This is a genomic window from Thioalkalivibrio sp. ALMg9 (assembly GCF_000380625.1).
GTDB classification, from domain to species: domain Bacteria; phylum Pseudomonadota; class Gammaproteobacteria; order Ectothiorhodospirales; family Ectothiorhodospiraceae; genus Thioalkalivibrio; species Thioalkalivibrio versutus.
Genome location: NZ_AQYC01000005.1, coordinates 62057 through 74723 on the forward strand (window position 1 = coordinate 62057; position 12667 = coordinate 74723).

11 protein-coding genes, 1 tRNA gene and 1 other RNA gene are annotated in these 12667 nt (G+C 66.2%); 11 read left to right on the forward strand and 2 right to left on the reverse strand.

Annotated elements, in window-relative coordinates; translation table 11 throughout:
- Window positions 1-16: 16 nt before the first annotated feature.
- Window positions 17-1438: a cardiolipin synthase gene (gene cls, locus F792_RS0101530; RefSeq protein WP_018168103.1), complete on the reverse strand. Its 1422-nt coding sequence runs from the start codon at window positions 1436-1438 to the stop codon at window positions 17-19.
- A 126-nt stretch (window positions 1439-1564) separates the two neighbouring features.
- Between cls and parC the strand changes: the two genes are divergently transcribed.
- Both parC and htpX read left to right on the forward strand, forming a co-directional pair.
- A complete protein-coding gene (gene parC / locus F792_RS0101535; RefSeq protein WP_018168104.1) occupies window positions 1565-3826 on the forward strand; it encodes a DNA topoisomerase IV subunit A in 2262 nt (753 codons plus the stop codon).
- A gap of 112 nt (window positions 3827-3938) precedes the next feature.
- Window positions 3939-4826 carry a protease HtpX gene (gene htpX, locus F792_RS0101540; protein ID WP_018168105.1) on the forward strand — a complete coding sequence of 296 codons (888 nt, stop codon included), beginning with the start codon at window positions 3939-3941 and terminating at the stop codon, window positions 4824-4826.
- 85 nt (window positions 4827-4911) lie between these two features.
- Here htpX and F792_RS0101545 read toward each other — a convergent pair whose 3' ends face one another.
- Window positions 4912-5595: an MBL fold metallo-hydrolase gene (locus F792_RS0101545; RefSeq protein ID WP_018168106.1), complete on the reverse strand. Its 684-nt coding sequence runs from the start codon at window positions 5593-5595 to the stop codon at window positions 4912-4914.
- A gap of 367 nt (window positions 5596-5962) precedes the next feature.
- On the opposite strand from F792_RS0101545, the gene F792_RS0101550 reads away from it, so the two are divergent.
- The 9 genes from F792_RS0101550 to F792_RS14410 all read left to right on the forward strand — a co-directional run bounded on the left by F792_RS0101550 (window position 5963) and on the right by F792_RS14410 (window position 12556).
- Window positions 5963-7438: an ATP-binding protein gene (locus F792_RS0101550; protein WP_018168107.1), complete on the forward strand. Its 1476-nt coding sequence runs from the start codon at window positions 5963-5965 to the stop codon at window positions 7436-7438.
- The gene (locus F792_RS0101555; protein ID WP_018168108.1) at window positions 7435-8862 is read left to right on the forward strand and encodes a sigma-54 dependent transcriptional regulator; all 1428 of its coding nucleotides are present in this window, start codon (window positions 7435-7437) and stop codon (window positions 8860-8862) included. Before F792_RS0101550 ends, F792_RS0101555 begins: the two co-directional genes overlap by 4 nt.
- Before the next feature lie 303 nt (window positions 8863-9165).
- Window positions 9166-9681, forward strand: coding sequence for a DUF4168 domain-containing protein (locus tag F792_RS0101560; RefSeq protein ID WP_018168109.1), 516 nt, complete (start codon window positions 9166-9168; stop codon window positions 9679-9681).
- Between the two features lie 238 nt (window positions 9682-9919).
- Window positions 9920-10348: a 50S ribosomal protein L13 gene (rplM, locus tag F792_RS0101565; RefSeq protein WP_018144106.1), complete on the forward strand. Its 429-nt coding sequence runs from the start codon at window positions 9920-9922 to the stop codon at window positions 10346-10348.
- A gap of 31 nt (window positions 10349-10379) precedes the next feature.
- The gene (rpsI, locus tag F792_RS0101570) at window positions 10380-10772 is read left to right on the forward strand and encodes a 30S ribosomal protein S9 (RefSeq protein WP_018144105.1); all 393 of its coding nucleotides are present in this window, start codon (window positions 10380-10382) and stop codon (window positions 10770-10772) included.
- Window positions 10773-10812: 40 nt separating this feature from the next.
- Window positions 10813-10886: transfer RNA gene (locus F792_RS0101575), tRNA-Gln, on the forward strand.
- A gap of 36 nt (window positions 10887-10922) precedes the next feature.
- Window positions 10923-11058: non-coding RNA, RtT sRNA (locus F792_RS14405), on the forward strand.
- Window positions 11059-11400: 342 nt separating this feature from the next.
- Entirely contained in the window at window positions 11401-12318 is a 918-nt protein-coding gene (locus tag F792_RS0101580; protein ID WP_018144104.1) for an MBL fold metallo-hydrolase, read from the forward strand.
- Between the two features lie 88 nt (window positions 12319-12406).
- Window positions 12407-12556 carry a DUF3096 domain-containing protein gene (locus F792_RS14410; RefSeq protein WP_018144103.1) on the forward strand — a complete coding sequence of 50 codons (150 nt, stop codon included), beginning with the start codon at window positions 12407-12409 and terminating at the stop codon, window positions 12554-12556.
- The last annotated feature ends 111 nt before the right edge of the window (window positions 12557-12667 follow it).

A 12667-nucleotide genomic window follows, 5' to 3' on the forward strand; every position in this document is an offset into this window, starting at 1 on the left:
GGTGGCTAACGGTCGGTCACAGATACGGCGTGAGCAGGCGCGCGGCCCCGTCGCGCAGTTGGGTCGCGAGCGGCCGGGCACGGACCTCCTCGAGCGTCAGGGGGTGCGACTGTGCGCGCAGCGCGTCGGTCCAGGTGGCCAGTTCCTGGCCCAGTCCGGCATCCAGGCATTCCAGGTTGAACTCGAAGTTAAGGCGCAGGCTGCGCGGGTCCCAGTTGGCGGAGCCAACCAGGGCCCACTCGCGGTCTACCAGCATCAGCTTGGCGTGGTTGAACGGTGGTGGTGTGAGCCACAGCCGGCAGCCGCGCTCCAGCAGTTCGGCCTGCTGCGGGCGGCTGGCCCACTCCACCAGGCGCAGGTTGCTCCGGGCGGGGATCAGGATGTCGACTTGCACCCCGCGCAGGGCCGCGGCCTTCAGCGCCCCGGTGAGCGCCACGTCGGGCAGGAAGTACGGGGTCACGATGGTGACCTGTTCGCGGGCTTCGGCCAGCGCCGACTGCAGGGTGAAGTTCAGGACCTCGAAGTCCTCGTCCGGGCCGTCCGGAAGGCCGCGGCAGGCGCGGGCGCCGGCGGGGTCTACGGACTGCGGAAGCCAGAGCGGCCCCTCCAGGCGTTCGCCGGTGGCGAATTGCCAGTCTTCCGCGAAGACCCGCTGCAACTGGGTGCAGGCCGGACCCCGCAGCTCGAAGTGGAGGTCGTGTATGGGGTGCGGACCCGGGTTGGTGTGGCTGTGGCCGCGGCGGATATTCATGCCGCCGGTGAAGGCGCGGGCGCCGTCGATCACCAGCATCTTGCGGTGATTGCGCAGGTTGAAGGCGGCCAGGCTGCTCGGCAGGTGTACCGGCATGAAGGCGGCGGCAGGCAGGCCCACCCGGCGCAGCTGGCGCAGGGTGTTGCGACGGCTGTAGCGCGCGCCGATGGCATCGATCAGGATGCGTACCTGCACGCCCCGGTCCTGTGCCTGCTGCAGGTGGGCGACGAAGCGCTCGCCCACGCGGTCATAGTCGAAGATGTACGTGGCCAGGCTGATGCTGTGACGGGACGCGTCGATCGCGGCCAGCATCTGCGCGTAGGCGCGATCGCCGTCGAACAGCGGTTCGATCGCGTTGCCACCGACCAGGCGGAACGGGCTCAGGCGGTCCCCGGAATGCAGCAGGCGCTGCCAGCGTTCCGGTGGCTCGGCCAGGCTGGTCCCGTCGGTGCTGGGGTCGGCGATCAGATAGCCCTCGCGCAGGGCGTGGGCCCGCCGGCGAATACGATTGACGCCGAACAGCCAGTAGAGCAGCGAGCCGGCCAGGGGCAGCAACACGATCAGCCCGACCCAGGCGATGACGGTCCCGGTATCGCGGCGTTGCAGCAGCGCGTGCACGACGCTCATCACCGCCAGGGCGAAGACGGCGATGGCGACGATACTGGCGGTCCAGCCTGTATCCGGCACGGACGGACTCCTTGTCGATGATGCGTTTTCCGACTGCACCCGTGGAACGCCGGGCGCGTGCCCGCTACAGTACGCGGGCCCGACCCGGCGTAAAACCCCGGCCCATCCACGTCCGCGAGACCGTCGATGACCGATATCGAGACCCCCAGCCTGTTCGCCAACAGCGGCGAGCAGCTGCCGCTGAAGGACTTCACCGAGAAGGCGTACCTGGACTACTCCATGTACGTGATCCTGGACCGTGCGCTGCCGCATATCGGCGACGGCCTGAAGCCCGTACAGCGGCGGATCATCTACGCGATGAGCGAGCTGGGGCTCTCCGCCACCGCCAAGTACAAGAAGTCCGCGCGCACCGTGGGCGACGTGCTCGGCAAGTTCCACCCGCACGGGGACTCGGCGTGCTACGAGGCGATGGTGCTGATGGCGCAGCCGTTCTCCTATCGCTATCCGTTCGTCGACGGGCAGGGCAACTGGGGTTCGCCGGATGATCCCAAGTCCTTTGCGGCGATGCGCTACACCGAGTCGCGCCTGTCGCGTTATGCGCAGCTGCTGCTTTCCGAACTGGGTCAGGGCACGGTGGACTGGGTGCCCAACTTCGATGGTGCGCTGGACGAGCCGAAGATGCTCCCGGCGCGGCTGCCGAATGTGCTGCTCAATGGGGGTTCCGGGATCGCGGTGGGTATGGCGACGGACATCCCGCCGCACAACCTGCGCGAGGTGGCCGCTGCCTGCGTGCACCTGCTGGAGCACCCGAAGGCAACGGTCGAGGAGTTGTGCGCGATCCTCCCGGCGCCGGATTTCCCCACCGAGGCCGAGATCATCTCCCCGCCGGCCGAGTTGCGAAAGGTCTACGAGACCGGCCAGGGCTCGATCCGGGCCCGGGCGCGCTACGAGCGCGAGGGCGACGACATCGTGGTGACCGCGCTGCCGCACCAGGTCTCCGGCGCCAAGCTGCTGGAGCAGATCGCCGCCCAGATCCGCGCGAAGAAGCTGCCGATGGTCGAGGACCTGCGCGACGAGTCCGACCACGAGCATCCGACGCGCCTGGTGATTACCCCGCGCTCGAACCGGGTGGACGTCGAGGGCCTGATGGCGCATCTGTTCGCGACCACGGATCTCGAGAAGACCTACCGCGTGAACATGAACGTGATCGGCCTCGATGGACGGCCGCGGGTGCGCGACCTGGCAGGGCTGCTCGGCGAGTGGCTGCAGTTCCGGATCGAGACGGTGCGCCGGCGCCTGCAATGGCGGCTGGAGAAGGTGCAGGCGCGGCTGCACGTGCTGGAAGGCCTGCTGATCGCCTACCTCAATATCGACGAGGTGATCGCGATCATCCGCGAACACGACCGGCCAAAGCCGGAATTGATGAGCCGGTTTGGCCTGAGCGATATCCAGGCCGAGGCGATCCTGGAGCTGAAACTGCGCCATCTGGCGAAGCTCGAGGAGATGAAGATCCGCGGCGAGCAGGACGAGCTCAGCCAGGAGCGCGACCAGCTGGAGAAGACGCTGGGCTCCGAGCGCCGCCTGCGCACCCTGGTCCGCCGCGAGATCGAGCAGGACGCGAAGGAGTATGGCGACGAGCGGCGCTCGCCGCTGGTCGAACGCGCGGCCGCGCAGGCGCTGGATGAATCGGCACTGGTGCCGACCGAGCCACTGACCATCGTGCTCTCGGAGAAGGGCTGGGCGCGCGCGGCCAAGGGCCACGATGTCGATCCCCGCGGGCTCAGCTACAAGGCCGGAGATGCCTTCCAGGCGGCGGTCATCGGGCGCAGCAACCAGCCGGTGGCGTTCATCGACTCCACCGGTCGCACCTACACCATTGCGGCCCACACGCTGCCGTCGGCGCGCGGCCAGGGCGAGCCGCTTTCCGGCCGGGTGAACCCGCCGGAGGGGGCGCGTTTTGTGGGCCTGGCCACCGGGGCGGAGGAAGACCGCTGGCTGCTGGGCTCGGATCACGGCTACGGCTTCATTGCCAAGCTGGGTGACCTGCTCGGCCGGCAGAAGGCAGGCAAGAACGTGCTGAGCGTACCGGCTGGCGCGGCCGTGCTGCAGCCGGCGCCGGTGCGCAACCCGCACGAGGATCACATCGCGGTGGTCACGACCCGCGGCTATCTGCTGGTGTTTCCGGCCGCGGGGCTGCCGGAACTGGCGCGCGGCAAAGGCAACAAGCTGATCGGCATCCCGTCCGCGGCGCTCAAGGATGGCTCCGAGCGGGTGCTCGGGGTGGCTGTGCTGGCGCCGCAGGACACCCTGGTCGTGCATGCGGGCAAGCGCTTCAAGGCACTGGCCCCGGCGGAATGGGCCGAGTACGTTGGCGAGCGCGCGCGTCGCGGGCGTCAGCTCCCGCGCGGCTATCAGAACGCGGACAGCCTGGAGGTGCGCCCGGCCTGAACCCGCGCGTACCTGTGTGGTCTGTGAACGCGGCGGTGCTTGAATTTGGCCGCTGCGCCCCGACTATCGGTTCATCCCGTCGAGTTTATTAATTGGAGTACAGGAAAGCTTCATGAAACGTATCGTGCTGTTTCTGGCGACCAACTTCGCCATCCTGATCGTCCTTAGCATCACTCTGCGCATCCTTGGGGTCGAGAGCATCCTGGACGACCAGGGGGTCAATCTCGACCTGACCGCGTTGCTGATTTTCGCCGCCGTGTTTGGCTTTGGTGGTTCGTTCATCTCGCTGGCCATCTCCAAGTGGATGGCGAAGAAGACGATGAAGGTCCACGTGATCGACAAGCCACGCAACGCCACCGAGCAGTGGCTGCTGGAGACGGTCACCCGTCAGGCCCGCGAGGCCGGAATCGGGATGCCGGAGGTCGGTATCTACGACTCGCCGGACCCGAACGCCTTCGCCACGGGCATGAGCAAGAACAATGCCCTGGTCGCGGTCAGCACGGGGTTGATGCAGAACATGGGGCAGGGCGAGGTCGAGGCCGTGCTGGGGCACGAGGTGGGCCACGTGGCCAATGGCGACATGGTGACCCTGGCGCTGATCCAGGGGGTGGTCAATACCTTCGTGATCTTCCTGTCGCGCGTGATCGGTCACTTTGTCGATCGCGTGATCTTCAAGAACGAGTCCGGTCACGGGCCGGCATTCTGGATCACCGCCATCGTGGCCGAGATCGTCCTCGCGATCCTGGCCTCCATCATCGTGTTCTGGTTCTCGCGTCAGCGCGAGTTCCGCGCCGACGAGGCGGGGGCTCGCTTTGCCAGCCGCGAGAAGATGATCGGGGCGCTGGAGTCGCTGGCGCGCGCCTCCGGTCGCCCGGTGGACATGCCGGACCAGATGGCCGCCTTTGGTATTCGCGGCGGCATGGCCCAGGGGCTGAAGAAGCTGTTCATGAGCCACCCGCCGATCGAGCAGCGCATCGCGGCGCTGCGCGCCAACGGCTGACCGCAAGCCTTTATGTGTACCAGGAGAGGGCCGCCCTTCGGGGCGGCCTTTTCCGTTTGCAGTGCCGGGGCGGCGGCCGGTCGGATCAGTAGTAGCGACCGCGTCCGGGTTCGCTGCCGGGGGCGGCGATGACGTCGTCGCCGACGAAGGGGTTGCTGCGGCGTTCTTCGCCGAAGGTCGACTCGGGACCATGACCGGGGACGAATCTGGTGTCGTCGCCCAGCGGCCAGAGCTTCCCGGTGATGGAGTCCAGCAGCTCGCGCCCGTTGCCGCGTGGAAAGTCGCTGCGGCCGATCGCGCCGTGGAACAGGACGTCACCGACCAGGGCGAGCCGGCCCTCGCGATCGTGGAAGACCACGTGGCCCGGGGTGTGGCCGGGAGAGTGCAGGACGTGGAGGGTGGCTTGCCCGAGCTCGACGGTGTCGCCATCTTCCAACCACTGATCGGGCACCAGTGGCTGGACCTCGGAGAAGCCGAAGATCTGCGCCTGCGCCGGGAGCTGGTCCAGCCAGAAGGCATCGTCGCGGTGCGGGCCGATGATCGGCGCGCCGGTACGTTTGGCCAGTTCGGCGGCCGCGCCCACGTGGTCCAGGTGGCCATGGGTCAGCAGGATCTTTTCCAGGTGGACGCCCTGATCCCGCGCGATCCGTTCCAGGGCCGCGGCATCCGCGCCGGGATCGACCCAGGCCGCCGCCCCGGTGACGTCGCACCAGATCAGAGTGGCGTTCTGGGCAAGCGGGGTGACAGGGTGGCTCAGATGGCGAAGCATAGCGGCGGGATCCGTGAACGAATTCGAATTTTGAAGGCTGGAGGCGCTGGATTGCGCGCACCCGGGAATAGAACCGTCGAGCGGGCGTCTTACGGGGTATGCAGGTCTTCAAGGGTACGTGATATGACGATGCGGTGAATCTGCGACCCCCTGCGCATTCACCACTTGACAAGAATATCGCCATATTAGAAGATTTGCATACGCTAATCGCTGTCCCCCCTGTCAGCGGTTGGTGGACTCCTCCATCCTCCTTTGGTGGTTTTCTTGGCGCGGGCCTCGACCCGCGCTTTTTTTTGCCTGCAATTCGCGTCATGCCGGCCGCCGTGTCTACCATGGTGGCCTTCGACGACGCTGCGAATCGCCCTTTATGACCCGACGCCTGAACAGTCTGCGCACCGCGGTGTTGTCGTTCGTGCTGCTGCCCCTGCTGCTGTTGATGGCCGCGGTGGTGGCGCTGGGTCTGCACGAATTTCAGACCCAGATGGAAAACCGGATGCAGGAGGACATCGAGCTGGTGGCGCGCTCCATCCGCCTGCCTGTGGCCGGTGCGATGCTGCAGGACGACGCGGCCGGTGTGCAGCAGTCGCTGGACTCCCTGTTCCAGATCGAGGAGGTGTTCGGGGTCTATGTCTACGATGCCGACGGCCGGATGGTGGCGGCCAGTGGCCCGCCCAGTCCGACCCTGCAGCGCCGTGGCGAGGCGCAGGTCATCAGCGAAACCGGGAGCCTCGGGGCTTTCGGCGAACATCAGGGGCGCGAGACCTTTTCGTTCTTTCTTCCGTTGTCCGATCCGGCCGGTCGCATCGTGGGGCTGTTGCAGGTGACGCGCGACGTCACACCGTTCCGGGCCTTCGTCGCGCAGCTCCAGTGGCAGGGTGGGTTGCTGATGCTGGGGATTAGCGGGCTGTTTCTGCTGGTGGTGCTGTTCGGGTACCACCGGGCGGTGGGGCGGCATGTGTCTCGGTTGATGGCCGCGATGCGCGCGATTGGCGAGGGTCAGCGTGGATTGCGGGCGCCGGAACAGGGACCGGCGGAGCTGCGCGGCCTGGCAGTCTCGATGAACCGCATGATGGAGCGTCGCGAGGCCTCGGAGGCCGAACTGGAGGCGCAACGCCTTGAGCAGGGACGGCTGGAGGAGAAGCTGCGGCACTCGGAGAAGCTGGCGGCGATCGGCCAGCTGGCGGCCGGCGTGGCACACGAACTGGGGACGCCGCTCGGGATTATCGCCGGTCGCGTGCAGCGCGCCATCCGGCACCTGCCGGAGGCGGATCCGGCGCGCACCGAGATGGAGGCGCTGAAGGCCGAGCTGGAGCGGGTGGAGACCATCGTGCGCCAGCTGCTGGACTTTGCCCGGCGCAATCCGTTGCAGGAACGCTCGCTGGGTCTCGCGCAGCTGGTTGGAGATCTGGTCGGGCGTGTGCGCGAGCGGCATGCCTCCGGCGGGGTGGAATTCCGGCTCGAAGGCCCCGAGTTGACCATCGCCGCGGACCGCCTGCGCTTGGGCCAGGCCCTGGAGAATCTGCTGGAGAATGCCGCGCAGGTCGCCGCCCGCGAGGTCCGGGTCCGCTGGCATGCCTCGTCCGACCGGGTCGAGCTGGTGGTGGCGGACGACGGCCCCACGGCCGGGCGAGGGATAGACGATGAGCAGGCCGAACGCCTGTTCGAGCCCTTCTTTACCACCAAGCCCACCGGCGAGGGGACCGGGCTCGGGCTGGCGGTGGCGCAGGTGGCGCTGGAGGACCACGGGGGTACGGTGATGCTGGATCGCAGTGTCGCGGGGGAGACCCGTTTTGTCGTGCATCTGCCGGTGTCAGCTGGCGCCCAGGAGGATTCGCTTCGATGAGCAGCAAGGCACAAGTCCCCGCAACGCCCCCGGAGTCGGTCCTGGTCGTGGAGGACGATCGCGGGCATCGCGAACTGCTGACCGAGGAGCTGACCGAGGCCGGCTACGCGGTTACGGCGGTTGCCAGTGCCGAGGATGCCGCGCGGGTGCTTGCGCAGCAGGCCTTCAGTCTGGTGGTGAGCGACCTGCGCCTGCCCGGCGCGGATGGCTTCCAGGTGCTCCAGGAGGCCCGCGCCCGGGTGCCGGCACCCGGGTTCATCATGCTCACGGGCTTTGGGACCATCGACCAGGCGGTGGCCGCGCTGAAGGCGGGGGCGGATGACTTCCTGACCAAGCCGGTGGATCTGGATCACCTGCGTCTGGCCGCCGACCGGGTGACCGAGGCGCGGCGTTTGAAGGACGAGGTGCGTCGCTTTCGTGAGGTCCTTGCGCAGGCCGATGGCTTTCACGGCATGCAGGGCCGCAGTCCGGCCATGCTGCAGTTGTTCGACCTGATTCGGCGGATCGCGGCCGCCGACGGCAGTGTCCTGATCACCGGCGAGTCCGGGACCGGCAAGGAACTGGTGGCGCGCGCGCTCCATGCGGAAAGCGAGCGGGCCGGTGGTCCGTTCGTGGCGATTAACTGCGCGGGCATCCCCGAGGCCCTGCTGGAGTCGGAGTTGCTGGGGCACGTGGCCGGTGCGTTCAGTGGGGCCAAGGGGGCTCGGCGCGGCCTGTTTACCGAGGCCGACGGCGGCACCCTGTTCCTGGACGAGATTGCCGAGATGCCGGTGGCCATGCAGAGCAAGCTGTTGCGTCTTCTGCAGGATGGTCGCGTGCGTCCGGTGGGCGCCAACGAGGAGATCGCGACCGATGTGCGTATCGTGGCGGCCACGCATCAGGATCTGCAGGCACATATTGCCGACGGTCGTTTCCGTGAGGATCTCTACTATCGCCTGGAGACCTTTCGTATCGAGATCCCGCCGCTGCGCGAGCGTGGCGATGACATCGAACGCCTGGCCCTGCAGTTCCTGCGTCAGCAGGCCCTGGCCCGCGACCTGCCCGAGCGTCGCCTGAGCCCGGAGGCCCTGCGTGCGCTGGTGCGGTATCCGTTCCCGGGGAACGTCCGCGAACTCGCGAGTCTGATGGAGCGTGCCGCCACCCTGGCGGCCGGCGAGGTCATCGAGACCCGTGATCTGCCGGAGCGCGTATTCGAGGCGCCCGCCGAGGATCCCGGCGGAACGACGGGCGACCGGGCGGAGGGGGCGACGCCGGTCCCGGGGATGGGCGACGACGGCCAGTGGCCGACCCTGGAGGAGCGCGAGCGCGACTACATTCGCAGGGTGCTGGAGCATGTGGACGGCAACAAGCAACGCGCTGCGCGGATCCTCGGCATCGGCCGCAAGACGCTGTACCGCAAACTCGGGGAATCCGACCCATCGTGACATCCTGACCCGGGTCGACCTGACCCATGTATCATTCTGACCCGGTTTACCGTTGGTGCGTTCCCCGGCCCTTTTGGGGTGATGAGAGCATAAGTCGCTGTTTAAAAGTGTTTTGTTTGTCTTTTTCCAATCTTGGCACGATGCCTGCTCCTCCTCGGGCAGCAATCGAGGAATCGGAACCGCAGTGACGGACCATTCCTCCTCACACGGTTGCAACGAAATCGGGCGTGCTGATGATCGACCTTGAGTCGTAGCCGGCTTCGCCCCGAGATCCGAACGATCCAAAGGAAAAGGAGCAACATGATGAATATGCGCAAGACGATGCTCGCGATGGCCCTGACCTCCCTGTTTGCCGTGGGTGGAGCCGCCTCCGCCCAGTACGGCGGTGCCGAAGGTGGCGCCGGTGGGGGTGACATGGGCGGTGCCCAGGGCGGCCAGCCGCCGGCTCAGGAAGGCGGTGCCGGTGGCGGTGCTCAGGGCGGCCAGCCACCTCAGGGTGGTGCCCAGGGTGGCGCGGCCCAGGGTGGCGCCCCGATGCAGGAAGCCCCCGAGGTGGATCTGAGCGAAGAAGACATCGACACTTTCGTAACCGCCTTCGTTGCGGTGCAGGAAGTGCGCGAAGACTTCGCCGACCGCCTGCAGAGTGCCGAGGACGAAACCGAGGCCCAGTCCATGCAGCAGGAAGCACAGGACGAAATGGTCAACGCGGTTGAAGACTCGGGCATGAGCGTCGAGGAATACAACGAAGTGGCCATGGCCCTGCAGAACGACCCCGAGTTGATGCAGGAAGTCCAGGAGCGCGCTGAAGCCCAGCTGTAACGGGCAGCGCAACCCCCCCCGGGCATTGCGCCCGGGGGGTTGCAGGGGCCGGCCTTCGGGGCGGCCCCTTGTTTGTGTCCGGGGCATGCACGCGAATGTTCTGCACATTGATCCGTGATTCCCCCGAGGGCGGACGCCTTCGCGTCTCGGGAATTGTCCCTGTAGCTTGAATTGGGCGGAGGGAAGCGTTATTCTTGCGCGCTTTCTGAATCGCCCCGACCTCGGAGCATCGAACATCATGAGTACCATTAGCGCCAAGCCGGCCGAAGTCGAACGCGACTGGTTTCTCGTCGACGCCGACGGCAAGACCCTCGGTCGACTCGCCACGGAAATCGCACATCGCCTGCGCGGGAAGCACAAGCCCGTGTACACGCCGCATGTCGATACCGGCGACTACATCGTCGTGATCAACGCGGAGAAGATCCGCGTCTCCGGCAACAAGGCCATGGACAAGAAGTACTTCCACCATTCCGGTTACCCGGGTGGCATCAAGGAAGCCAACTTCACCCAGATGATCGAGCGTCATCCGGAGAAGGTGCTGGAGCTTGCCGTCAAGGGCATGCTGCCGCGCAACCCGCTTGGCCGGGCCATGTTCAAGAAGCTCAAGGTCTACGCCGGTACCGAACACCGGCACACGGCCCAGCAGCCGCAGCCGCTCGAAGTCTGAGCCGCCAGAATCAGCAAGGGAATCGATCCGAATGGCTATCAATCAGTATTACGGCACCGGCCGCCGCAAGACCGCCTCGGCGCGCGTCTTCCTGCGTCCCGGCACGGGCAACATCACGGTTAACGAGAAGCCGCTGGACGACTTCTTCGGCCGCAAGACCTCGCGCATGGTGGTACGCCAGCCGCTGGAGGCGACCGAGTCGACCGGCAACTTTGACGTGATCGCGACCGTTGAAGGCGGTGGCGGCAACGGCCAGGCCGGCGCGATCCGTCTGGGTATTGCCCGCGCCCTGGTGCAGTACAACGAAGACATGCGCCCGTCGCTGCGTCGTGGTGGTCACCTGACCCGCGATGCCCGCGAGGTGGAGCGCAAGAAGATCGGCCTGCGCAAGGCCCGTCGTGCAACGCAGTACTCGAAGCGCTAAAATTCGCGTCGAGTTTCGGGCTGCACCCGACCCGGTTTACTGGGGGATCGTCTAGCGGTAGGACTGCGGACTCTGACTCCGCCAACCCAGGTTCGAATCCTGGTCCCCCAGCCATTCATGAAAGAAGGCCCCCTTGTGGGGCCTTTTTTCATGAATGGTTGGAAGATTTCAGGATGAGAACCTGCAAGGTTCGAGGGTGAGGCGTAGCCGAGCCGAACAGCGCCGTATGCGGCGCTGGCCCGAAGGGCGAGGCGCATGGCGCCGATTAATCCTGGTCCCCCAGCCAAGGCAGTGCGCCCCTCGAAGGGGCGCACTGCCATCCCCGGAGCCTGGCAACGATTCGGGCCAGAACGTTTCGGCACCGCCCCGCTGATTTGTGGACGCCGACCCTGCTTCCGGTCTCCCTGCCTTTAAATGGCCAGCCACCGCCGACCTTGGCGACCGGTCCCCGGTAGCCACAAACGCCCGGACCCCGGCATCCCGTCAACCTCGCTCCCGACTCCGCTACAATCCCTCGACAGTGATCGGGAAATGCAGGGAATTCTCCCGCCCTTTTTCCGTCCAATTCCGCAGAACCCGGCCGCACTGGGTCGGATCGATCAAAATGCCAGAGAAGAGAGGATTGACCATGTCGGTACCCGAGAATCCCTACGAGCCGGTCAGCGTGGATGTGACAGCCCACGAGGTCGAAGGGCTGGACACCTGGTACATGATCGGGATCTCCGGTATTCCGGATCCCGACAACGAGGGGCATACCTCGAATGCGGGGTTCGTCGTGACCGACGAGGGCGTGGTGGTATATGACGCCCTGGGGACGCCGCCACTTGGTTTCGAGATGATTCGCCGGATCCGCGAGGTGACCGACCAGCCGATCAAGTACGTGATCGCAGGTCATTATCACGCGGATCACATCTATGGCCTGCAGGCGTTCGCGGACCACACCGATGCCAAAATCATCGGGCAGGCGCGCGCGCGGGACTATCTGGGAGGCGCCGGTGCGGTGGCGCGGCTCGAGCAGCGCCGGGGCGTGCTGGCCCCATGGGTGGACGAGGACACCCAGATCATCCCGCCGGACGAATTCTTCGAGGACGAGTACACCATCCGTCTCGGCGGGAAGACCTTCCGGTGCGTGCACGCGGGGCCCGCACACTCGCCGGACGACATCATCATGGTGGTGGAGGAGACCGGCGTGGTGTTCGCCGGCGACATCGTGTTCGATGGCCGGATTCCGTTTCTGGGCGACGATGCGCTGGATTCGGAGAATTGGGTCAAGCGCCTGGAAGAGTTGATGGAGATGGACCTGAAGTTCCTGATTCCGGGGCATGGCGAGGCGACCGATCAGGCGGCCCGGGCGGTCAGGTTCACCCGCGACTACCTGGTGAAGCTGCGCGAGCACATGGCCGTGGCGGTCGAGAACATGGATTCCTTCGACGAGGCCTACTCCGCGATGGACTGGAGTGACTACGAAGACCTGCCGGCCTTCGAACAGACCAACCGCAGCAACGCCAACGCGGTCTATCTGGAAATGGAAGAGAAGCTCTTTTGAGATCCGTCCCTGGGGAAGCGCAGTCAGTGCTTCCCTTGCGGGCCCTTGATGTATCCCTGAACCCCACGAGCGAAAGGAATGATCGCCAATGACGCTGAATATCGAACCAGGCCTGCTAATGGCCATCCTGTCCCTGGTGGCGGGCATCCTGATCCTGATCCGGCCCCGCCTGCTGAACTACATCGTCGCGATCTATCTGATCGTTATCGGGGTGCTGGGTCTTCTGGCTTATTTCTAGGGAGATGCTCATGGGACGCCAGCGCGCACGCGTGAATCGATCAGCGTCTCCCTGGCGACGTAAAGGCCCCCCGGCACCGATAGTTTGGTGCCGAAAAGCATGGACCAACAG

Bases quoted from the DNA above. Each gene is read 5' to 3' on its own strand.
- parC (WP_018168104.1), top strand. From the start codon at position 1,565: ATGACCGATATCGAGACCCCCAGCCTGTTCGCCAACAGCGGCGAGCAG.
- htpX (WP_018168105.1), top strand. From the start codon at position 3,939: ATGAAACGTATCGTGCTGTTTCTGGCGACCAACTTCGCCATCCTGATC.
- F792_RS0101545 (WP_018168106.1), bottom strand. From the start codon at position 5,595: ATGCTTCGCCATCTGAGCCACCCTGTCACCCCGCTTGCCCAGAACGCC.
- F792_RS0101550 (WP_018168107.1), top strand. From the start codon at position 5,963: ATGACCCGACGCCTGAACAGTCTGCGCACCGCGGTGTTGTCGTTCGTG.
- F792_RS0101555 (WP_018168108.1), top strand. From the start codon at position 7,435: ATGAGCAGCAAGGCACAAGTCCCCGCAACGCCCCCGGAGTCGGTCCTG.
- F792_RS0101560 (WP_018168109.1), top strand. From the start codon at position 9,166: ATGAATATGCGCAAGACGATGCTCGCGATGGCCCTGACCTCCCTGTTT.
- rplM (WP_018144106.1), top strand. From the start codon at position 9,920: ATGAGTACCATTAGCGCCAAGCCGGCCGAAGTCGAACGCGACTGGTTT.
- rpsI (WP_018144105.1), top strand. From the start codon at position 10,380: ATGGCTATCAATCAGTATTACGGCACCGGCCGCCGCAAGACCGCCTCG.
- F792_RS0101580 (WP_018144104.1), top strand. From the start codon at position 11,401: ATGTCGGTACCCGAGAATCCCTACGAGCCGGTCAGCGTGGATGTGACA.
- F792_RS14410 (WP_018144103.1), top strand. From the start codon at position 12,407: ATGACGCTGAATATCGAACCAGGCCTGCTAATGGCCATCCTGTCCCTG.